Raw genomic sequence first — 20191 nt, 5'->3', positions numbered from 1 at the left:
GTCGCGCATGCTGGCCCCGCCTAGGCTGAAGATCATGCGATTCGGAACCTTCATCCCCCAGGGCTGGCGCTTCGACCTCGTCGGCATCCAGCCGGCCGATCAGTGGCGCGTCATGTGCGCGCTGGCCCAGCGCGCCGACTCCGGGCCGTGGGAATCGCTGTGGGTGTACGACCATTTCCACACGACGCCGGTGCCCAGCGACGAGGCGACGCACGAGGCGTGGACCCTCATGGCGGCCTTCGCCGCGGCGACCGACCGCATCCGCCTGGGGCAGATGTGCACGTGCATGGGCTATCGCAATCCCGCCTACCTCGCGAAGGTCGCCGCCACCGTGGACGCCATCTCCGGCGGCCGGGTCGAGATGGGCATCGGCGGCGGCTGGTACGAGCACGAGTGGCGCGCCTACGGCTACGGGTTCCCGTCGATCGGCGACCGGCTGGGCGCGCTCGACGAGGGGGTCCAGATCATGATGCAGGCGTGGCGCACCGGCCGCGCGACGCTGGACGGCAGGCACTTCCAGGTCGACGGTGCCATCGTCCGGCCGCAGCCGCTGCAGTCCGGCGGCATTCCGGTGTGGATCGCCGGCGGCGGCGAGAAGAAGACCCTGCGGCTCGTCGCGAAGTACGCCGACTACGCGAACTGGATCTCCACCCCCGAGGACTTCTCGCGCAAGCGGTCCATCCTCGCCGAGCACTGCGACGCGGTCGGGCGCGACCTCGACGAGATCGTGCTGTCGGCGAACTTCAACACGGTCGTCGGCGAGAGCGAGGCGGATGTCGCGGCCCGCCTCGACCGGATCGAGGCCCGCCTCGCCCCGCACCTCGGGGAGCGGCTCGAGGGCGTCATGCGACCGTATCGCAGCGGCGCGGCGCTGGTCGGAACGCCCGAGCAGGTCGTCGAGCGCCTCGCCGACATGCGCGAGCGCGGCCTCGACTACGCGATCCACTACTTCCCGGAGATGGCCTACGACCTTTCGGGGATCGAGCTCTTCGAGTCCCGGGTGATCCCCGCGCTGGCCTGATCACACCAGGGCGCGCACGCTCGCGTAGCCGTCCGGCGAGACGTCGGGGGTGGATGCCTCGGCCCCGAAGATCCGGGTGGTGCCGGGGCGTGACGACCACGCCGGCCAGCCGGGGTCGCCCTCGCGCACCCAGGCCGCCGCGGATCCGTGCAGGGCGTCGGCCAGCGCCTGCGGCGGGGACCCGCCGGCGATCGCCGGGACGCCGGGCGCGTCGAGGCAGTCGAACCAGAACGGCACGTCCAGGCAGTGCAGCGCCAGGTCGTGCGTGGGTGAGACCCAGGCGAAGCGGTAGGCCCAGGTCGGCGCGTCGCGGCGCGCTTCGGCCACCCGCACCACGAGGCTTCGGAAGACCTGGTCGCTCACGTAGCGGCCCAGCAGCGCGGCGGACCCGCGCAGCTCGGGGTTGGCGCGCCGGTACGCCCGGCGCGCCGGCAGCTCCGGTGCCAGCAGCCGCAGCGCGAGCCCCGGCGGCACGAACCGCAGCGTCTTGCGCGATCCGTTGAGGATCATCGCGAACTCGTCGTCGGTCGAGCCCAGCAGCAGCGGCGTGCCGGCGCCCGTGCCGGCCGCCAGCGCCGCGACGGTGCCCTGGGTCAGCAGCTCGCCGTCGATCACCGGGCCGTACGGCACGGCGTCGGCCAGCGCCTGGCGCAGGGCCTCGAGCCCGGTCAGCCCCGGGGGCTGTGCGGCGGGGACCTGGTGCTTCCCGATCGCCTTCTCGGGCGCGGAAGCGAAGCCGTCGCGGGTGGGCGGGACGCCGAGCAGATCCGCGAGCCGGCGGGAGGTGGCCTGCGCGCGCTGCGGCGGGATGTCGCCGAGCGCCCCCGAGATCGCCAGTGCGCGGTGGAACAGCCCCTGTGCCGCGGGCAGCGCCAGCAGGGTGAGCACCGCGCCGCCGCCGGCGGACTGCCCGGCGATCGTGACGTCGCCGGGATCGCCGCCGAACGCGGCGATGTTGTCGCGCACCCATTCCAGCGCGGCGATCCAATCGAGCACGCCGCGGTTCTGCGGCGCGCCGTCGATCCAGCCGAAGCCGTCGAAGCCGAGCCGATACGAGACCGAGACGGTCACCACGCCGTCGCGATTGAACGCCCTCCCGTCGTACCAGGGGCTCGCCGGCGATCCCGACACATAGCCGCCGCCGTGGATCCACACCATCACGGGGAGCTTCGCCGCCGCATCGGGCCGCGGCGTGAACACGCTGACGTTCAGCGTCGCCGCGCCCGGGATCGCGGGCTCCGGGATCAGCGTCCCCGCCGGATCGACCCAGCGCTGGGGCGTCGGGCCGTAGGCGGTGGCGTCGCGCACGCCTTCCCACGGCTGCACCGGCTCCGGAGCCGCGAAGCGCAGCGCGCCCACGGGCGGCTGGGCGAAGGGGATCCCCAGGAACGCCGCGCTGCGCACGTCGGACCGGGGGATGCCGCGCCGGCGGCCGCGCACCCGACCCCCGCGGGTGTCCACCTCGATGAGTTCGTCGGCCATGATCCCCCGTCCGCCGCTCAGGGCGCCGTCTCCCCGCGGTTCCGCGCGGCAAGAGCGTCGAACAGTCCGTCGATGATGCCCGCCATGTCGACCGAGGGGTCGAGGAGGAACTGCACCTGCAGGCCGTCGGCGACCGCCTGCAGGATGCGGGCCAGGCACTCCGGCTCGATCTCGGCGGTGAGCCGCCCCTCGGCCTGTGCGCGCTCGATCGCGGGCTGCGCGACCGCACGCAGGCGCGCGCCGCGCTCCAGGAAGTAGCGGTGGGCGGGATGCCGCGGGTCGGCGGCCTCGCCGGCGGCCCGCGTGAACAGCTCCACGAGGCCCGGCACCTGGCCGTTGTGGCGGACGATCCCGACGTACCCGTCCCGCAGCCGGTCGACGTCGATGTCATCGAGCGGCCCCAGGCGCGCGGCATCCACCTCGTCGCGCTTGCGGAGGATGTCGACGAACAGCTCGTCCTTCGTCCCGAAGTAGTGCAGCAGCCCCGCCTGGCTCAGCCCGACGGACTCCGCCAGCTCCTTGACGGACGCGCGGCGGTACCCCTCGCGGGCGATCACCTCGAGGGCGCGGGTGAGGATCTCCTCGCGTTTGGCGACGCCCTTGGCGTACGACCCCCGGCTGCCGGAACCGCTCTGCCCCATAGGAGAAGTAAACCAAGCGCCTTGAGAACCGAAAACCCAGCGACATATGGTTCCCTCATGACGGGCGGCGATGTGAGCGGGCTCACCCTCGAAGAGAAGGCGTCGCTGACCAGCGGCGGGGACTTCTGGAACACCACCCCGGTGGAGCGCGCCGGCATCCCGTCGATCAGGGTGGCGGACGGACCGCACGGCCTGCGCAAGCAGCGTGGCGGAGGCGATCACCTCGGCATCGGCGAGAGCGTCCCGGCGACCTGCTTCCCGCCGGCGGCGGGGCTCAGCTCGTCGTGGGATGCCGAGCTGGTCGAGCGGGTCGGCCGCGCCCTCGGCGTCGAGGCCTCGATCGAGCAGGTCGGCGTGCTGCTCGGACCCGGCGTCAACATCAAGCGCTCCCCGCTGTGCGGCCGCAATTTCGAGTACTGGTCCGAAGACCCCGTCGTCTCGGGGGTGCTGGGCGCCGCGCTCGTGCGCGGCATCCAGTCGCAGGGCGTGGGCGCGTCGCTCAAGCACTTCGCCGCGAACAACCAGGAGCACGATCGGATGCGGGTGAGCGCCGACGTCGACCCGCGCCCCCTGCGCGAGATCTACCTGCGCGGGTTCCAGCGGGTCGTCGAGGAGGCGCAGCCCTGGACGGTCATGTGCGCGTACAACCGGATCAACGGCGTCTACGCGTCGGAGGATCCGTGGCTGCTCACCGACGTGCTGCGCGGCGAGTGGGGGTTCGCGGGGCTCGTCGTCTCGGATTGGGGGGCGGTCGACGACCGCGTCACGGGACTGCCCGCCGGGCTCGACCTCGAGATGCCGTCGTCGCAGGGGCGCACCGACGCACAGCTGGTCGCCGCCGTGCGGGCGGGGGAGCTGGACGAGGAGCGCCTCGACATCGCCGCCGGCCGGGTGATCGATCTCGTGCGCAAGGTGCAGGCCGGTGCGGGGCGGGCCGCCGGCCCGCTCGACGTCGACGCGCATCACGCCCTCGCCCGCGAGGCGGCGGGTCGCTCGATCGTGCTGCTGAAGAACGAAGGCGGCATCCTGCCCCTCGCGAAGGATGGGAAGCTCGCCGTCATCGGCGCCTTCGCCGAACAGGCGCGCTACCAGGGCGCCGGCTCGTCGATGATCAGCCCCACCCGCCTGGACGCCGCGCTCGATGGGATCCGCGCGCTCGCGACGGGCGAGGTCGCCTACGCGGCCGGATTCGGCCTGGGGGCGGACGTCCCCGCCGACGAGACGGCGCGGCTGCGGCAGGAGGCGGTGGATGCCGCGTCCGCCGCCGATGTCGCCGTGGTGTTCCTGGGTCTTCCCGCCCGCCTGGAGTCGGAGGGCTACGACCGCGAGGGCATCGATCTGCCGCAGGAGCAGCTCGCGGTGCTCGACGCGGTGCTCGAGGCGAATCCGAACGTGGTCGTCGTCCTGTCCAACGGGTCGGTGGTGGCGCTGCCGTTCGCCGACCGGGTGCCCGCGATCGTCGAGGGATGGCTGCTGGGGCAGGCCGGGGGTGGGGCGACCGCCGACGTGCTGTTCGGCGACGTCGATCCGTCGGGCCGGCTCACCGAGACGATCCCGCTGCGCCTGGCCGACACGCCCGCCCACCTCGACTACCCCGGCGAGTTCGGCCATGTGCGCTACGCCGAGGGGCTGTTCGTCGGGTATCGCTGGTACGACGCCCGCGACCTCGAGGTCGCCTACCCGTTCGGGCACGGCCTCTCGTACACGACCTTCCGGTACGGCGGCGCCACCGCGATGGTCGGTCCCGGCGGCGATGTCGAGGTGCGGGTGACGGTGACCAACACCGGCCCGCGCGACGGGCGCGAGGTCGTTCAGGTGTACACGGCGCTGCCCGGCTCCGGTGTGCAGCGCCCGGCGCGCGAGCTGAAGGCGTTCGCAGCTGTGCCGCTGGCGGCGGGCGAGACGCGGGAGGTCGTGCTCACGGTGCGTCGCTCGGATCTGGCGTACTGGGATCGGCGCGTGGACCGCTGGATCGTCGAGGGCGGGCTCTACCGGATCGACGTCGCCGCGTCGAGCCGAGACATCCGTTCGTCCGCCTCGGTCGACATCGAGGGCGACGACGTCACCATGCCGCTCACGCGCGACTCGTCCCTGGCGGAGGTCATGGCGCACCCGGTCGCAGGGCCTGTCGTGAAGGCTGCCATGGCGCAGATGATGGGCGGCATGGAGGACCACCTGCAGGCGATCCTGCCCGAGGGCGTGCCGGTCGAGAAGATGATGGGATCGATGCCGATCGGGCGGGTGACCATGATGGCCGACGGCGTCACGCCCGAGATGATCGACGGCCTCATCGCGATGGCGAACGCACCGTCGTAGCCGCGTCGCGGCGCTCCGCGACGCGCGCCGCGACCCAGTCGTAGAACGTCAGCGCGAGCCGCAGCGGTCCGAGCTCGAACGGCACGAAGTCGCGCGTGGGGCGCAGCCGGTCGAACAGCTCGGGGGCGGTGGCGCGCAGACAGCGCCGTGCCCGTCGCGCATGGAACGTGTTCGAGGCGATGCGGATCGTCCCCGCCTCCCGCAGCCACGGCAGCGAGTACGCGACGTTCTCGCGGGTGGTCGTCGCCCGTGTCTCGCGCACGATGCGGGAGGGCGGGATGCCGCGCGCGATGCCGTACGCCGCCATCACCTCGGCCTCGGGCACGTCGCCGTGCACCGCCGCGCCGCTGAACACGAACAGCGCGCCGGGAGGGGCGGACCGCATCGCGATGCGCGTGCGCCACCGCTGCAGCGCACCCGGCATCCCGTCTCGTCGCGGCGGGAACCCCAGCACGAGCACGACATCGGCGCCGGAACCCGTCTCGGGGCGGCGGGGGAGGTCCTGGCCGGAGCCGCGCCAGGTCTGCCACTCCGCGAACAGCAGGAGTGCGCAGCCGGCTGCGGCGACGGCGAGCGACCAGCGCAGCATCCCTCGCATGCACTCAGGGTGACGCACTCCGTCGCGCCTCCCAGCCCGAGCGCACCATCTCGTCGACGGTGTGCCGCATGCGCCACTCGAGGTCGCGGGCCGCCCGCTGCCCGCTCGCGACGATGCGGTCGGGGTCGCCGGGGCGGCGCGGCGCGATCTCGGGTGCGAAGGCGATGCCGGTCACCCGGGCCATGGCGTCCATGACCTGCCGGACCGAGAGCCCGTCGCCCGAGCCGAGGTTGTAGGCGGGCTCGATCGGATCGCCGGCGGCCAGCCGCCGCGCGGCCACGACGTGGGCGGCGGCGATGTCGGCGACGTGGACGTAGTCGCGCACGTTCGTCCCGTCGGGGGTGTCGTAGTCGTCGCCGTTTATCCGCGGCGCTCGGCCGGACAGCAGCGCCTCGAACACGAGGGGGAACAGGTTGTGCGGGCTCGTGTCCCAGACGGCGGGATCCCCCGATCCGACGACGTTGAAATACCGCAGCGACGTGTGACGGAGCGGATGCCGGGAGCCCGCCGTCGCGATGCCCTGATCGCGCAGCAGCCACTCGCCGATGAGCTTCGACTCGCCGTACGGCGAGGCGGGACGCGTGGGCGCCTCCTCGGTGACGACCGCGACGTCGGGGGTGCCGTACACCGCGGCCGACGACGAGAAGACGATGTTCGAGACATCCGCCGACTCCATGGCCTCCAGCAGGACCCGCGTCCCCTCGACGTTCTGCGCGTAGGCGTGGAGCGGGCGCTGCACCGAGACGCCGGCGTACTTGAATCCGGCCACGTGGACCACGCCCTCGACCCGGTGGCTGCGCAGGGCGCTCTCGAGCGCCTCGCGATCGAGGATGGACGCCCGCACGAACGGGACGGCGGCGGGCACGAAGGACTCGCGCCCGGTGGACAGGTCGTCGATGACGACGGGCTCCAGCTGCGCCGCGGCGAGCGCGCGCACCACGTGGGCGCCGATGTAGCCGGCGCCGCCGGTGACGAGCCAGGTCATGCGTCTCCTCGTGCCGTGCTCTGCGGTGGGGGCACGGTCGATGATCTCACGCCCGTGCGGAGCGCCCGAGCGGGGCGGTCGAGCGGCGCACGACGAGCCTGGGCTCGATCATGCGGCTCGCGACCTCGGGGTCGCCCTCCACCGCGGCGATGAGCGACGTCATCGCGAGCGCGCCGAGCGCGTGGAAGTCCTGGCGCACGGTCGACAGCGGCGGCAGGAAGTGCCGCGCGTCCGGAAGGTCGTCGAAGCCGATCACGCTGATGTCGTCGGGCACCCGCAGGCCGCGCTCGTGCAGGCCGTGCAGCAGTCCCAGCGCCATCTGGTCGTTGGCGGCGAAGATCGCGGTGACGTGGTCGACCTCGGGGGCATGACGGCCGACGCGGTACCCGAAGTCGCTCGACCAGTCGCCGATGATCGGGGCATGCACCTCGAACCCCTCCATCGCGATCCGGTCGGCGCACGCGCGCGACCGCTGACGGGCGTCGACCCAGTCCAGCGGGCCGGCCACGTGCAGGATGTCGCGGTGCCCGAGTGAGATGAGGTGATCCACCGCCAGCACCGCGCCGGCGTACTGGTCGACCGCCACGGTGAGGGCGTCCTCCTCGGGCTCGGACTTGACCAGCAGCACCGGCACGTCGTCGGTCGTGTGGCGCAGCTCGTCGAGGGTCGAGTACCGCGGGGCGATGACGCACAGCGCCTCCACGCCCTGGATGCGCAGGTGGGCGACCGCCGCGTCGACGGCAAGGCCGGCGTCGTCGCCGACGGTCGAGGCGGTGACCGCGTACCCTGCGGCCCGCGCGGCCTCTTCGATGCCGCGCATCGTGCTGCCCGGCCCGTACTTCTCGGGGCTGTCCACGATCACGCCGATGCGCTTGGTGCGGCTCGTCGCCAGTGCGCGGGCGATCGAGTTGGGCGTGTAGCGCACCTGCGCCATCGCCTCGATCACCCGCTGCCTCGTCGACTCCCGGATGTTGGGGTGGTCGTTGAGCACGCGCGAGACGGTCTGATGGGAGACCCCGGCGAGCTCGGCCACGTCGTAGATGCTCGGCTTCCCGGCGCGCCGGGGGGTGACCGCGGCATCCTTCGCCATGCGACCCTCCTCTCCCCGGCTGCTCGAACGTTACCCCGTCGCCTCTCACGGCGCGAAACCGGCCCAGGGCGGCCCTTCCGCGAAGAGGACTCAATTAGGTTACCGCTCACATTGCTTCTTGCGAACACCGTTTGTGACCGCTAACATCGCCGACACGCACACAACAGAGTGTCCCGCGGGGGCACTGCCCCCGCTCACCCGATGCGGGGTCTCAAGGAGGAGATGACATGAAGCACAACAAGCTCGCACGCGGGCTGCTCGGCCTCGTGGCCGCGGGCACCCTCGCCATCGGCATGGCCGGCTGCGCCGGGGGCGGCGGCGGGGCCTCGACCGGCGGCGATGACGGCGGCGACGAGCTCACCACCGTCGGATTCGTCGCGGTCGGGCCGGAGGGCGGCTGGCGCGACGCGAACGAGCAGGCCATCAAGGACGCGTTCAGCACCGAGGCGGGCTTCGACCTGAAGTACGCGCCGGCGGCGAGCCCGTCGGATCAGAAGTCGCAGCTGGATGCCTTCGCCACCTTCGTCAACGACGAGGTCGACGTGATCCTGCTCACGGCCACCGAGGCAGCCGGCTGGGAGGATTCGCTCAAGCTCGCGCAGGAGGCCGAGATCCCCGTCGTCCTGCTCGACCGCGGCGTCGACGCCCCCGAGGACCTCTACGTGACCCGCATCGCGCCGGACAACTTCCAGGTCGCCGCATCGGTGGGCGCCTGGGCCGTCGAGACGTTCCCCGACGGGGCGAAGTACTTCGTGCTCGAGGGCGTGCCCGGCCTGTCCGTCGTCAACGAGCGCAACGACGGCTTCGACTCCGAAGTCGACGGCAAGCCCGGCTGGACGAAGGTCGGCGCGCAGACCGCCAACTGGAGCGCGGATGAGGGCAAGTCGGTGATCGAGACGGTCCTCAAGGCCAACAACAACGACATCCAGTTCATCTTCGCCCAGAACGACGAGATGGGCATCGGCGCCGCACAGGCCGTCATCGACGCCGGGCTCACCCCGGGCACCGACGTGAAGATCGCCACGATCGACGGCACCACGGGAGCTCTCGAGGCCCTCGCGGCCGGCGAGCTGAGCTTCGTCGCACAGTACAACCCGTTCTTCGGAGACATCGCCGTCGACGCGGTGAACAGGGCCCTCGCCGGCGAAAGCGTCGAGAACCCGCTCATCGTCGACAGCGAGACGTTCGACTCGCCGGAGGCGGGCCAGGCGGCGCTCGACGCGGGCAAGGGCTTCTGAGCCCAGCCCCCGCATGCGGCCGGGGCGGCCGACGCTGAGCGCCGACCGCCCCGGCACCCGCCTCACCCTCTGGACCGACTGCGCGAAGGACTGCATCAGATGACCGAACCGGACCCGATCGTCGAGGTGCGCCACGCCTCCATCGCCTTCCCCGGCGTCAAGGCGCTCGACGATGTGAGCTTCCGGCTCCTCCCCGGCGAGGTGCACTCCCTCATGGGCGAGAACGGGGCCGGCAAGTCCACCCTGATCAAGGCCCTCACCGGGGTGTACCAGCTCGATGCGGGCGAGATCCTCGTCGAGGGCACGCCACGCCATTTCGTCGGGACCGCCTCCGCGCAGGCCGCGGGCATCTCGACGGTGTACCAGGAGGTCAACCTCTGCACCAATCTCACGATCGGCGAGAACGTCATGCTCGGCCACGAGGCGCGCGGATGGGCCGGGATCAACTGGCGCCGGACGCACGCGCTCGCCCGGGACGCGCTCGCCCGCATGGGCCTGGGCGATCTCGACCCCCATGCGCCGCTGTCGTCGATCTCCATCGCGATGCAGCAGCTCGTCGCCATCAGCCGCGCGATGGTCACCGAATCGAAGGTGCTGATCCTGGACGAGCCCACCTCGAGCCTGGACGCCAACGAGGTCGAGGTGCTCTTCACCGTCATCCGGCGCCTGCGCGACGAGGGCGTCGCCATCCTCTTCGTCTCGCACTTCCTCGACCAGGTCTACGCGATCAGCGATCGCGTCACGGTGCTGCGCAACGGGCGCTTCGTCGGGGAGCATCTGACCGCCCAGCTCGATCGGGCCCAGCTGATCTCCACGATGATCGGCAAGGATCTCGCCTCGCTGCGCGCGCTCGGCTCGAACCGCCAGGTCGACCAGCGTGAGCGCACCTCCAGCCCGATCTACGCCGCGTCGGGGCTGGGCCGCAGGGGCGCGCTCGAGCCTGCGGACGTCGAGATCCACGCCGGGGAGGTGGTCGGGTTCGCGGGCCTGCTCGGCGCCGGCCGGACCGAGCTCGCGCGGCTGATCTTCGGCGCCGACCGGCCGGACTCCGGCCGGGTGCGCGTGCACGGACGGAATGCCTCGCTCGGATCGCCCGGAGCAGGGCTGGCACACGGGATCGCCTACGCGACCGAGAACCGCCGCGACGACGGGATCATCGGCGACCTGAGCGTGCGGGAGAACATCATGCTGGCCGTCCAGGCGCGCCGCGGCTGGCTGCGCCGCGTGCCCGCCCGCGAGGTGGACCGGCTCGTCCGCACCTACATGGATCGGTTCAGCGTGCGCCCGGCCGATCCCGATCGGCCGATCCGGATGCTCTCCGGCGGAAACCAGCAGAAGGTGCTGCTGGGCCGCTGGCTGGCGACGAGCCCCGACCTGCTGCTGCTGGACGAGCCGACCCGCGGCATCGACGTGGGGGCCAAGGCGGACATCCAGGAGACGGTCGCCGAACTCGCCGAAGGAGGCATGGGAGTGGTGTTCATCTCGTCCGAGCTCGAGGAGGTCGTGCGCCTGTCCGAGCGCATCGTCATCCTCAAGGACCACCACAAGGTCGGCGAGGTCGTCAACGGCGAGGGCGTCACCGCCGAGAGCATCGTGTCGGTCATCGCCGCCGGCTCGGAACAGAAGGCGGAAGCCCGCGCGGAGAGCCTCGCAGAGCAGTCATCCGATGCGCTCCCGCCGGCCGCCTCCACGGAGGAAGGGGACCCGCGGTGACCTCCCTGTTCGGACGGCTGCTCCACGCCCCATGGTTCTGGGGGCTGGTCGGGATCCTGCTGCTGCTGGTCGTCAACACGGTCAAGGACCCGGCGTATCTCGCGGTCTCCGTCAACCCGACCACCGGACTGCTGACCGGGAACATCCTCGACATCCTGCGGGTGTCCGCGCCGATCATCATGATCTCGCTCGGCATGACGTTCGTCATCGCCACCGAGGGCATCGATCTGTCGGTGGGCTCGATGATGGCCGTCGGCGGGGCCGTCGCCATGCAGACCCTCAGCGATCTCAACCAGCCCGACTCCGTCGGCGCGATGTTCGCGGCCATCGGTCTGGCGCTGCTGCTGGCGGCGGTGCTCGGTGCGGTCAACGGCGTCCTCGTGGCCGTCTTCGGTCTGCAGCCGTTCATCGCGACGCTCATCATGATGCTCGCCGCGCGCGGGATCGCCCGCGTGATCACGGGCGGTCAGAACACCAATGCCACCAACGAGCCCTTCCGCCAGCTCGCGAACGGCCAGATCCTCGGTCTGCCGACGAGCTTCGTGCTCGCGATCGCGATCGTGGTGCTCATCGCCCTCGTCATGCGACGCACGGCGCTGGGACTCATGATCGAGTCGATCGGCATCAACCCGAGCGCGAGCCGGATGGCAGGCATCCGCCCGCGCCCCATCCTCATCGCCGTGTACGTCCTCGCGGCGGTGCTCGCCTCGTGCGGCGGCCTGTTCACGGTCTCGGAGGTCATGACCGTGAGCGTGTCGGGCACCGGCAACCTCATGGAGCTCGACGCGATCCTCGCCGTGGTGATCGGCGGCACGTCCCTCGCCGGCGGGAAGTTCTCGATCCTCGGCTCGACGGTCGGGGCGCTGCTGATCGCGACCCTGAACAAGACCGTCCTGTTCCTCGGCGTCCCCGCCGCCGCGACGCCCGCCTTCAAGGCGATCGTCATCATCGTGCTGGTCCTGCTGCAGTCGGAGCGGATCCGCTCCCTTGCCTTCCGCCGGCGCGTCCGCGGCGGACCCGGCTCGCCGACGCCCGACCGGGCCTCCGGCTCCGCTGCGGTCAAGGCGGTGGCGCGATGACCGGTCCCCGCACCCTCGCCGAGGACACGCCTCCCGTCCCGGCCCTGCCGGAGGCGCGCAGCGCCCGCTCGCGCGGATTCTCCCGCCTGTGGGAGCGGAATCAGTCGCTGGTGCCGACGCTGGCAGCCCTCGTGCTGCTGACCGCGATGCTGATCTACGCCGAGGTCGCCTACGGGAGGGTGTTCCACGCCGGCACGATGTCCAGCCTGCTGGTGAGCTTCGCCCCGACGATCATCCTCGCCGTCGGGATGACCGTCGTGATCGTCTCGGCCGGCATCGACCTCTCGGTCGGGGCGGTCGTGGCCTTCAGCTCGGTCGCCGGGGTGATGCTCATGAACATCGGCGTCAACGGCTGGGTGTCCATGGCGATGATGATCGTGTCCGGCGCGATGTTCGGCCTCATCGCGGGGGTCATGGTGCAGTACTTCGGCGTGCAGCCGTTCATCGCGACGCTGGCCATGATGTTCCTCGCGCGGGGTCTCGCCTCGATCCTGTCGACGACCCCGGTGACGGCCCCCGAGGACTCCCCGATCATGCTGCTGGCCGTCGACTGGAAGATCTTCGACGGGCCCAAGGTCAACGACTTCGTGATCACGCCCGGTCTGATCATCGCCGTCCTCGTGATGATCGCGGCCGTCTTCTTCCTGCACCGCACGCGGATGGGTCGCACCGCCTACGCGATCGGGGGCTCGGAGTCCTCTGCGCAGCTCATGGGGCTCCCGGTGGCCAGGACGCGGGTGTGGATCTACATCATCTCGGGCGCGCTCGCCGGCCTCGCCGCCCTCGTCTACACGGCCGAGGTCGGCGGCAAGGCGCAGAACGTGACGGGCATCGGGTGGGAGCTGGATGCCATCGCCGCCGTCGTGATCGGAGGAACCCTGCTCACCGGGGGCGCGGGCTACGTGCTCGGGTCGGTCGTGGGGGTGTTCGTGATCGCCGCGCTGCGGCTCATCATCACCAAGGACGGCTCGATCAACCCCGAGTACCTCACGATCATCACGGGCGCCGTGCTGCTGGTCTTCGTGCTGCTGCAGCGGGTGCTCACCCGCAGACGGGGGGCGTCATGACCGATTCCCCCGCGGCACGGGACGCCGCGATCGATGCCACCCGTCGCGAGGTCGCCCGGCTCCACGGCGAGCTGGTCCGGTACGGACTCGTGGTCTGGACGGCCGGGAACGTCTCGGCGCGGGTGCCGGGCGCCGACCTGTTCGTCATCAAGCCGTCGGGCGTGTCGTACGACGACCTGACGCCGGAGAGCATGATCCTGTGCGACCTCGACGGGAACGCGATCCCCGGCGCGCCCGGCAGCGAGCGCGCCCCCTCGAGCGACACATCGGCGCACGCCTATGTGTACCGCCACATGCCGGAGGTGGGCGGCGTCGTGCACACCCACTCCACGTACGCGGTCGCGTGGGCGGCGCGCGGCGAGGAGATCCCGTGCGTGATCACGGCGATGGCCGACGAGTTCGGGGGACCGGTCCCGGTGGGTCCGTTCGCGATCATCGGGGACGACTCGATCGGGCGCGGGATCGTGGACACCCTGCGCGGCCACCGCTCGCGGGCGGTGCTCATGCGCAGCCACGGCCCGTTCACGATCGGCGCGACGGCCAGGGACGCCGTCAAGGCCGCCGTCATGCTCGAGGACGTCGCCCGCACCGTGCACATCGCACGCGAGGGCGGCGAGCCCGCGCCGATCCCCCCGGACGCGATCGACCGACTCTACGACCGATATCAGAACGTCTACGGACAGAGCACGGACGACCGGCGATGAGCGGCGCAGACGCGATCCGCGCCGGCCGCGCGGCGCTTGGAATCGAACTGGGCTCCACTCGGATCAAGGCCTGCCTGGTCGATGTGGACGACCCGGCGACCGTGCTGGCCACCGGAAGCCACGCCTGGGAGAGCGCTCTGCAGGACGGGCGATGGACCTACGGTCTCGACGCGGTGTGGGAGGGCGTGCGGGCCGCCTATGCCCGCCTCGTGCGGGATGCCGATGACCGCCACGGCGTGCGCCCCGCGACCCTCGCCGCGATGGGCGTGTCGGCGATGATGCACGGGTACCTCGCCTTCGATGGGGCGGGCGAGCTGCTCGTGCCCTTCCGCACCTGGCGGAACACGAGCACCGGCGCCGCCGCCGCGGAGCTCTCGCGCCTGTTCGACGTCAACATCCCGCAGCGCTGGTCGATCGCGCACCTGCGCCAGGCCGTGCTCGACGGCGAGCCGCACGTCGCCGAGGTGGAGTTCCTCACCACGCTCGCCGGCTACGTGCACTGGCGCCTCACCGGCAGGAGGGTGATCGGGATCGGGGATGCCTCGGGGATGTTCCCGATCGACTCCGCGACCGGCGACTACGACGAGGTGCTCGTCGCCCGCTACGACGCGCTCGCCGGCTCGGGGCCGGCCCGCCTGCGCTCCCTTCTCCCCGAGGTGCTCGTCGCGGGTGCGCCGGCGGGAACGCTGACCGCCGAGGGGGCGGCGCTGCTCGACCCGACGGGCGCGCTCCGCGCCGGCATCCCGCTCTGCCCGCCGGAAGGCGACGCGGGCACCGGCATGGTCGCCACCGGGGCCGTGGCCCCGCGCACCGGGAACGTCAGCGCGGGCACGAGCATCTTCGCCATGGTCGTGCTCGAGCGGCCGCTGCGCAGCATGCGCGAAGAACTCGACATCGTGACCACGCCCGCCGGCGATCCGGTCGCGATGGTGCACTGCAACAACGGCGCGAGCGAGCTCGCCGCCTGGGCCGGTGTGTTCGCCGAGTTCGCCCGCGCGTCGGGAACACCCCTCGACGAGGACGCCGTCTTCGACATCCTCTTCCGCGCGGCGCTCGACGGCGAACCCGACGCGGGGGGACTTCTGGCGTACAACCTGCTGGCGGGCGAGCCGGTGATCGGTCTCGTCGAGGGGCGCCCGCTCATCGTGCGGGCACCGAACAGCCGGCTCACCCTCGCCGGCCTCGTGCGGGCGCAGCTGTACGGCGCGTTCGGGGCGCTGAGCATCGGGATGCAGACCCTCCGCGCCGAAGGTGTGCGGCTGGACCGGATGTATGCCCATGGCGGCATGTTCCGCACCGCCGGCGTCGCACAGCGCTTCCTGGCGGCGGCGCTCGGGGCGCCGGTCGCCGTCGCCGGCTCCGCCTCCGAGGGCGGGGCCTGGGGCATGGCCGTGCTCGCCGCCTATCGGCATGTCGCCCTTCAGTCACGGGCCGAGCCGCTCGCCGAGTACCTGTCCGGCACCGTGCTGCGCGGCATCCCGCTCACGATCGCCGACCCCGACCCGGCGGACGTCGCCGGCTTCGCGACCTACCTCGACCGCTTCCGCGCCGGCCTCGCCGTGCAGGAGGCCGCCGTCACCGCCCTGCCCGTCACCGAAGGAGTGTCATGACCAGCACGCACCTCGCGCCCGCCCTCGACGACTACGAGGTGTGGTTCGCCACCGGCAGCCAGGGCCTCTACGGCGACGAGACGCTGCGCCAGGTGGCCGAGCAGTCGCGCGAGGTCGTCGCGGGCCTGACGGGGCTGCCCGTGAAGATCGTGTGGATGCCCGTGCTCACCGACGCCGACGCGATCCGCCGCCTCGCCCTCGACGCCAACAGCGACGACCGCGTCATCGGCGTGATCGCGTGGATGCACACGTTCAGCCCCGCCAAGATGTGGATCGGCGGTCTCGAGGCGCTCCGCAAGCCCCTGCTGCACCTGCACACGCAGGCCAACCTCGCGCTGCCCTGGGCCGAGATCGACTTCGACTTCATGAACCTCAATCAGGCCGCGCACGGCGATCGGGAGTTCGGCTACATCCAGAGCCGCCTGGGCGTGGCCCGCAAGACGGTCGTGGGCCATGTGTCGAATCCCGCGGTCGTGCGGCAGCTCGAGGACTGGCAGCGTGCCGCGGCGGGCTGGGCGGCGGCCCGGTCGCTCAAGCTCGCGCGGTTCGGCGACAACATGCGGTACGTCGCGGTCACCGAGGGCGACAAGACCGAAGCGGAGCTGCGGTTCGGCGTGCAGGTGAACACCTGGGGGGTCAACGAGCTCGCGGACGCCGTCGCGGCCGCCGATGCGAAGGGCGTCGACGACCTCGTCGCGCAGTACCGCGACCTCTACGACATCCAGCCCGAGCTGCTCCCCGGCGGCGACCGGCATCAGAGCCTGCGCGACGGGGCGGCGATCGAGGTCGGCCTGCGGTCGTTCCTGGAGGAGGGCGGCTTCGGAGCATTCACCACCACGTTCGAGGATCTCGGAGCACTGACCCAGCTGCCCGGCCTCGCGGTGCAGCGACTGATGGCCGAGGGGTACGGCTTCGGGGCCGAGGGCGACTGGAAGACGGCGATCCTGGTCCGGGTCGCGAACGTCATGGGCGCGGGTCTGCCCGGTGGGGCGAGCCTCATGGAGGACTACACCTACCACCTCACCCCCGGAGAGGAGCGGATCCTCGGCGCGCACATGCTCGAGGTCGCGCCGTCGCTGACGACCGCGCGGCCGCGCCTGGAGGTGCATCCGCTCGGGATCGGCGGGAAGGACGATCCGGTGCGGCTCGTGTTCACGGCCGATCCGGGGCCCGCGCTCGTGGTGGCGATGAGCGACCTGCGCGACCGCTTCCGCCTCGTCGCGAACGTCGTCGAGAACGTCGCGGCGCCCGAGCTGCCGAAGCTGCCCGTCGGGCGTGCCGTGTGGCGCCCCGAGCCCGACCTCGCCACGAGCGCGACCTGCTGGCTCGAGGCGGGCGCCGCGCACCACACGGTGATGACGACCGCCGTGGGAGTGGAGGTGTTCCGGGACTTCGCCGAGATGGCGGGCGTCGAGCTCCTGGTCATCGACGAGGACACCACGGTCCGCGGCTTCCGGCAGGAGCTGCGGGCCAACCAGGTCTACCACCGGCTCGCACAGGGGCTCTGAACAGCGCGCCTACCCGTCGCCCAGCGCGGCGTCGACGACGGCACGTGCCTCGGCCTGCACCTCGCGCAGGTGCTCCTCGCCGCGCAGCGACTCGGCGTAGAGCTTGTACACGTCCTCGGTGCCGGACGGGCGCGCGGCGAACCAGGCACCGGCGGTCTCGACCTTCAGCCCCCCGATCGCGGCGCCGTTGCCCGGCGCATGTGAGAGCTTGGCGGTGATCGGCTCGCCGGCCAGCTCGGTGGCGGTCACGGCATCCGGCGAGAGCTTGGCCAGCTCCGCCTTCTGTGCGGGCGTCGCGGGCGCGTCGACGCGCTGGTACGCGGACGACCCGAACGCGGCTTCGAGCTCGGCGTAGCGCTGCGAGGGCGTCTTCCCGGTCACGGCCAGGATCTCGGCGGCGAGCAGGCAGAGGAGGATCCCGTCCTTGTCGGTGGTCCACACCGTGCCGTCCATCCGGAGGAACGAGGCGCCCGCCGACTCCTCGCCGCCGAAGGCGATCGAGCCGTCGAGGAGGCCGGGCACGAACCACTTGAAGCCCACCGGCACCTCGTACAGCCGCCGGCCCAGGGCCTCGGCGACCCGGTCGATGATCATCGACGAGACGAGGGTCTTGCCCACGGCGGCGTCGGCCGGCCACCCGGGGCGGTGCGAATAGAGGTGGTCGATGGCGACGGCCAGGTAGTGGTTGGGGTTCATCAGGCCCGCGTCGGGCGTGACGATGCCGTGCCGGTCGGCGTCCGCGTCGTTGCCGGTGAGGATGTCGTACTCGTGGCGACGGCCGATGAGCCCCGCCATCGCGGCAGGGGAGGACGGGTCCATGCGGATCTTCTCGTCCCAGTCGAGCGTCATGAACCGCCAGGTGGGGTCGACGTCGGGATTGACCACGGTGAGCTCGAGCCCGTACCGCTCACCGATGAGCGCCCAGTAGTCGACGGACGCGCCGCCCAGCGGATCGGCGCCGATGCGGACTCCGGCCCGCCGGATCGCGTCGATGTCGATGATGTTCTCGAGGTCGGCGACGTAGCCCTCGCGGAAGTCGTACGTGCCCAGCGAGTCCTCGTCGATGTCCTTGAAGGGCGTGCGCCGCACCTCCGTCAGCCCGGACTCGATGAGCTCGTTGGCACGGCGGGCGATCCACCCGGTGGCGTCGGTGTCGGCCGGGCCTCCGTTCGGGGGGTTGTACTTGAAGCCGCCGTCGCGCGGTGGATTGTGCGAGGGGGTGACGACGATGCCGTCCGCGCGGCCCGGGTCCGCTCCCTGAGCCTGTCGGTTGTGGGTGAGGATCGCGTGGCTGAGCGCGGGGGTGGGCACCCACGAGTCCCGGGAGTCGACACGCACGTCCACGCCGTTGGCGACGAGCACCTCGATGGCGCTGCGCTCGGCCGGCAGCGACAGCGCGTGCGTGTCGCGGCCGAGGAACAGCGGGCCTTCGATGCCCTGCGAGCGCCGGTAGTCGACGATCGCCTGCGTCGTGGCGAGGATGTGATCCTCGTTGAAGCTGCCGCTCAGCGCCGACCCGCGGTGGCCGCTGGTGCCGAACGCCACCCGCTGGGCCGGATCGCGCGGGTCGGGGCGGCGATCGTAGTAGGCGGCGATCAGGGCGTCGACGTCGATGAGATCGGATGCTTCGGCGGGCTGTCCTGCGCGAGTCATGCGCCCAGTCTGCCTTCTGCCCGAACGGTTGTCTCCCCACCGCCGTCTCCTCCGGCACCTGACTAGGCTGAACCCCGTGACCAGCGAGCCAGAGGCATCCGAACTCCGCACCTACAGCTACCTCGGGCCCGCCGGGACTTTCACCGAGGCGGCTCTGGCGCAGGTGCCGGAGGCCCGCGGACAGCGCTGGAATCCGGTGCGGAACGTCGGCGAGGCGCTCGCGGACGTCGTCGAGGGCCGCTCGGATGCCGCGATGATCGCGATCGAGAACTCCATCGACGGCGGAGTCTCCACCGCGCAGGACGCCCTGGCGACCATGCCGGGCCTGCGCATCGTCGGGGAGTACCTGGTGCCGGTGAACTTCGTGCTCGTGGCCCGGCCGGGAACCGGCCTCGACGAGGTCTCGCTGATCTCGGCGCACCCGGTCGCCTACGCCCAGTGCCTGCGCTGGCTCACCGACACGCTGCCTGCCCACGCCCACCTGCCTGCCGCGAGCAACGTGGCCAGCGCCGCGGGTCTGCTCGACGGCACGAGCGACGCGGACGCGGCGATCGCGGCGCCCGGCGTCGTCGAGCACGGCGAGTACGAGGTGCTGGCCGAGAACATCGGCGACAACGAGAACGCCGTGACCCGCTTCGTGCTGGTGGCCCGCGCGGCCCAGCCGCCGTCGCCGACCGGCGCCGACAAGACGTCGCTCATCGTGGAGCTGCCCGAGGAGTACCCCGGCGCCCTGATGGAGATGCTCGAGCAGTTCGCGACACGGGGCATCAACCTGTCGCTGCTGGCGTCTCGGCCGATCGGCGATGCGCTGGGGCGGTACCGGTTCGTCATCGACGCCGACGGCCACATCCTCGACGAGCGGATGGCCGACGCCCTCCTGGGTCTGCGGCGGTTCAGCCCGAAGGTGCTGTTCCTCGGCTCGTACCCGCGTGCCGACCGTGCCATCGTCCGCTATCCGGAGCGCTACTCCGACGACGTCTTCGTCGAGGCGCGCGACTGGCTGCGCGGTCTCATCTCGGGCGAGCCCGATGAGTGACGCGGTCTTCCGGCTCGATCCGGCGGACGACGTGCACGCCCGCGCGCTGCAGAGGCTGCGCACGGAGGAGATCGGGTGGCTGGGCAGCACCGGACGCAACGGCTACCCGCATGCGGTGCCGGTGTGGTTCCTGTGGCACGACGACGCGGTCCTGACCTTCAGCCAGCCGCACGCGGCGAAGGCGAAGAACCTCCGTGCCGACCCGCGGGCGATGTTCCACCTCGAGTCGGGCGAGCACGGCGACCACCTGCAGGTGCTGCAGGGGGTGGCCGAGTTCTCCGACCTCGACGCGGCGCAGTGGATGGAGCGGATCGGCGACGAGTACCTCGCCAAATACCAGGCCGGCCTCGACCGCCTCGGCTGGACCGTGCAGCGCCTCACCGACGACTACTCGCTCGCGATCATCGTGCGCCCGCGCCGACTGATCGCCTGGTAGCGCAGTCGCGGGTC

At 71.8% G+C, this 20191-nt stretch carries 17 protein-coding genes; 11 read left to right on the top strand and 6 right to left on the bottom strand.

What is annotated here, in order from left to right:
* Positions 1 to 34 precede the first annotated feature (34 nt).
* Entirely contained in the window at positions 35 to 1021 is a 987-nt protein-coding gene (locus ACIWQI_RS03285) for an LLM class F420-dependent oxidoreductase (protein WP_396655670.1), read from the top strand.
* Here ACIWQI_RS03285 and ACIWQI_RS03280 read toward each other — a convergent pair whose 3' ends face one another.
* Both ACIWQI_RS03280 and ACIWQI_RS03275 read right to left on the bottom strand, forming a co-directional pair.
* Positions 1022 to 2503: a carboxylesterase/lipase family protein gene (locus ACIWQI_RS03280; RefSeq protein ID WP_396655669.1), complete on the bottom strand. Its 1482-nt coding sequence runs from the start codon at positions 2501 to 2503 to the stop codon at positions 1022 to 1024.
* 17 nt (positions 2504 to 2520) lie between these two features.
* Complete coding sequence (locus ACIWQI_RS03275; protein WP_396655668.1) at positions 2521 to 3144, bottom strand: TetR/AcrR family transcriptional regulator; 624 nt, start codon at positions 3142 to 3144, stop codon at positions 2521 to 2523.
* 57 nt (positions 3145 to 3201) lie between these two features.
* Between ACIWQI_RS03275 and ACIWQI_RS03270 the strand changes: the two genes are divergently transcribed.
* Positions 3202 to 5460: a glycoside hydrolase family 3 C-terminal domain-containing protein gene (locus ACIWQI_RS03270; RefSeq protein ID WP_396655667.1), complete on the top strand. Its 2259-nt coding sequence runs from the start codon at positions 3202 to 3204 to the stop codon at positions 5458 to 5460.
* Here ACIWQI_RS03270 and ACIWQI_RS03265 read toward each other — a convergent pair.
* The 3 genes from ACIWQI_RS03265 to ACIWQI_RS03255 are packed head-to-tail and all read right to left on the bottom strand — an operon-like array spanning position 5432 to position 8133.
* Positions 5432 to 6058, bottom strand: a complete 627-nt coding sequence (locus ACIWQI_RS03265) for a YdcF family protein (protein WP_396655666.1) — start codon at positions 6056 to 6058, stop codon at positions 5432 to 5434. The genes ACIWQI_RS03270 and ACIWQI_RS03265 overlap by 29 nt on opposite strands.
* A 4-nt stretch (positions 6059 to 6062) precedes the next feature.
* A complete protein-coding gene (gene galE, locus ACIWQI_RS03260) occupies positions 6063 to 7043 on the bottom strand; it encodes a UDP-glucose 4-epimerase GalE (RefSeq protein ID WP_396655665.1) in 981 nt (326 codons plus the stop codon).
* Between the two features lie 46 nt (positions 7044 to 7089).
* Positions 7090 to 8133: a LacI family DNA-binding transcriptional regulator gene (locus tag ACIWQI_RS03255; protein WP_396655664.1), complete on the bottom strand. Its 1044-nt coding sequence runs from the start codon at positions 8131 to 8133 to the stop codon at positions 7090 to 7092.
* Positions 8134 to 8360: 227 nt separating this feature from the next.
* Between ACIWQI_RS03255 and ACIWQI_RS03250 the strand changes: the two genes are divergently transcribed.
* The 7 genes from ACIWQI_RS03250 (at position 8361) to araA (ending at position 17052) form a co-directional block, all read left to right on the top strand.
* Entirely contained in the window at positions 8361 to 9371 is a 1011-nt protein-coding gene (locus ACIWQI_RS03250) for a substrate-binding domain-containing protein (protein WP_396655663.1), read from the top strand.
* 99 nt (positions 9372 to 9470) lie between these two features.
* Positions 9471 to 11084 carry a sugar ABC transporter ATP-binding protein gene (locus ACIWQI_RS03245; RefSeq protein WP_396655662.1) on the top strand — a complete coding sequence of 538 codons (1614 nt, stop codon included), beginning with the start codon at positions 9471 to 9473 and terminating at the stop codon, positions 11082 to 11084.
* Positions 11081 to 12163, top strand: a complete 1083-nt coding sequence (locus ACIWQI_RS03240; protein WP_396655661.1) for an ABC transporter permease — start codon at positions 11081 to 11083, stop codon at positions 12161 to 12163. Before ACIWQI_RS03245 ends, ACIWQI_RS03240 begins: the two co-directional genes overlap by 4 nt.
* Complete coding sequence (locus ACIWQI_RS03235) at positions 12160 to 13230, top strand: ABC transporter permease (protein ID WP_396655660.1); 1071 nt, start codon at positions 12160 to 12162, stop codon at positions 13228 to 13230. The genes ACIWQI_RS03240 and ACIWQI_RS03235 overlap by 4 nt, the downstream gene beginning before the upstream one ends.
* Positions 13227 to 13934: an L-ribulose-5-phosphate 4-epimerase gene (locus tag ACIWQI_RS03230; RefSeq protein WP_396655659.1), complete on the top strand. Its 708-nt coding sequence runs from the start codon at positions 13227 to 13229 to the stop codon at positions 13932 to 13934. Before ACIWQI_RS03235 ends, ACIWQI_RS03230 begins: the two co-directional genes overlap by 4 nt.
* On the top strand, positions 13931 to 15544 hold the full coding sequence (locus tag ACIWQI_RS03225; RefSeq protein ID WP_396655658.1) for a xylulokinase: 1614 nt from the start codon (positions 13931 to 13933) through the stop codon (positions 15542 to 15544). Before ACIWQI_RS03230 ends, ACIWQI_RS03225 begins: the two co-directional genes overlap by 4 nt.
* Complete coding sequence (araA, locus tag ACIWQI_RS03220) at positions 15541 to 17052, top strand: L-arabinose isomerase (RefSeq protein WP_396655657.1); 1512 nt, start codon at positions 15541 to 15543, stop codon at positions 17050 to 17052. Before ACIWQI_RS03225 ends, araA begins: the two co-directional genes overlap by 4 nt.
* A 9-nt stretch (positions 17053 to 17061) precedes the next feature.
* Here the strand turns inward: araA and pgm are convergent, their stop codons facing one another.
* On the bottom strand, positions 17062 to 18705 hold the full coding sequence (gene pgm / locus ACIWQI_RS03215) for a phosphoglucomutase (alpha-D-glucose-1,6-bisphosphate-dependent) (protein ID WP_396655656.1): 1644 nt from the start codon (positions 18703 to 18705) through the stop codon (positions 17062 to 17064).
* A 76-nt stretch (positions 18706 to 18781) separates the two neighbouring features.
* Between pgm and pheA the strand changes: the two genes are divergently transcribed.
* Together pheA and ACIWQI_RS03205 are read left to right on the top strand one after the other, a co-directional pair.
* Entirely contained in the window at positions 18782 to 19741 is a 960-nt protein-coding gene (pheA, locus tag ACIWQI_RS03210) for a prephenate dehydratase (RefSeq protein WP_396655655.1), read from the top strand.
* Complete coding sequence (locus tag ACIWQI_RS03205) at positions 19734 to 20177, top strand: pyridoxamine 5'-phosphate oxidase family protein (protein WP_396655653.1); 444 nt, start codon at positions 19734 to 19736, stop codon at positions 20175 to 20177. The genes pheA and ACIWQI_RS03205 overlap by 8 nt, the downstream gene beginning before the upstream one ends.
* Positions 20178 to 20191 lie beyond the last annotated feature (14 nt).

Source organism: Microbacterium sp., from assembly GCF_044508325.1.
GTDB lineage: Bacteria > Actinomycetota > Actinomycetes > Actinomycetales > Microbacteriaceae > Microbacterium.
Note: the sequence above shows the minus strand (reverse complement) of the source record. Positions and strands in the feature narration are given on the sequence as shown.

Coding starts and splice junctions, on each gene's coding strand:
- ACIWQI_RS03225 (WP_396655658.1), top strand. CDS start 13,931: ATGAGCGGCGCAGACGCGATCCGCGCCGGCCGCGCGGCGCTTGGAATC.
- ACIWQI_RS03250 (WP_396655663.1), top strand. CDS start 8,361: ATGAAGCACAACAAGCTCGCACGCGGGCTGCTCGGCCTCGTGGCCGCG.
- ACIWQI_RS03245 (WP_396655662.1), top strand. CDS start 9,471: ATGACCGAACCGGACCCGATCGTCGAGGTGCGCCACGCCTCCATCGCC.
- ACIWQI_RS03255 (WP_396655664.1), bottom strand. CDS start 8,133: ATGGCGAAGGATGCCGCGGTCACCCCCCGGCGCGCCGGGAAGCCGAGC.
- ACIWQI_RS03280 (WP_396655669.1), bottom strand. CDS start 2,503: ATGGCCGACGAACTCATCGAGGTGGACACCCGCGGGGGTCGGGTGCGC.
- ACIWQI_RS03230 (WP_396655659.1), top strand. CDS start 13,227: ATGACCGATTCCCCCGCGGCACGGGACGCCGCGATCGATGCCACCCGT.
- araA (WP_396655657.1), top strand. CDS start 15,541: ATGACCAGCACGCACCTCGCGCCCGCCCTCGACGACTACGAGGTGTGG.
- ACIWQI_RS03235 (WP_396655660.1), top strand. CDS start 12,160: ATGACCGGTCCCCGCACCCTCGCCGAGGACACGCCTCCCGTCCCGGCC.
- ACIWQI_RS03205 (WP_396655653.1), top strand. CDS start 19,734: ATGAGTGACGCGGTCTTCCGGCTCGATCCGGCGGACGACGTGCACGCC.
- ACIWQI_RS03285 (WP_396655670.1), top strand. CDS start 35: ATGCGATTCGGAACCTTCATCCCCCAGGGCTGGCGCTTCGACCTCGTC.
- galE (WP_396655665.1), bottom strand. CDS start 7,043: ATGACCTGGCTCGTCACCGGCGGCGCCGGCTACATCGGCGCCCACGTG.
- ACIWQI_RS03270 (WP_396655667.1), top strand. CDS start 3,202: ATGACGGGCGGCGATGTGAGCGGGCTCACCCTCGAAGAGAAGGCGTCG.
- pgm (WP_396655656.1), bottom strand. CDS start 18,705: ATGACTCGCGCAGGACAGCCCGCCGAAGCATCCGATCTCATCGACGTC.
- ACIWQI_RS03275 (WP_396655668.1), bottom strand. CDS start 3,144: ATGGGGCAGAGCGGTTCCGGCAGCCGGGGGTCGTACGCCAAGGGCGTC.
- ACIWQI_RS03265 (WP_396655666.1), bottom strand. CDS start 6,058: ATGCGAGGGATGCTGCGCTGGTCGCTCGCCGTCGCCGCAGCCGGCTGC.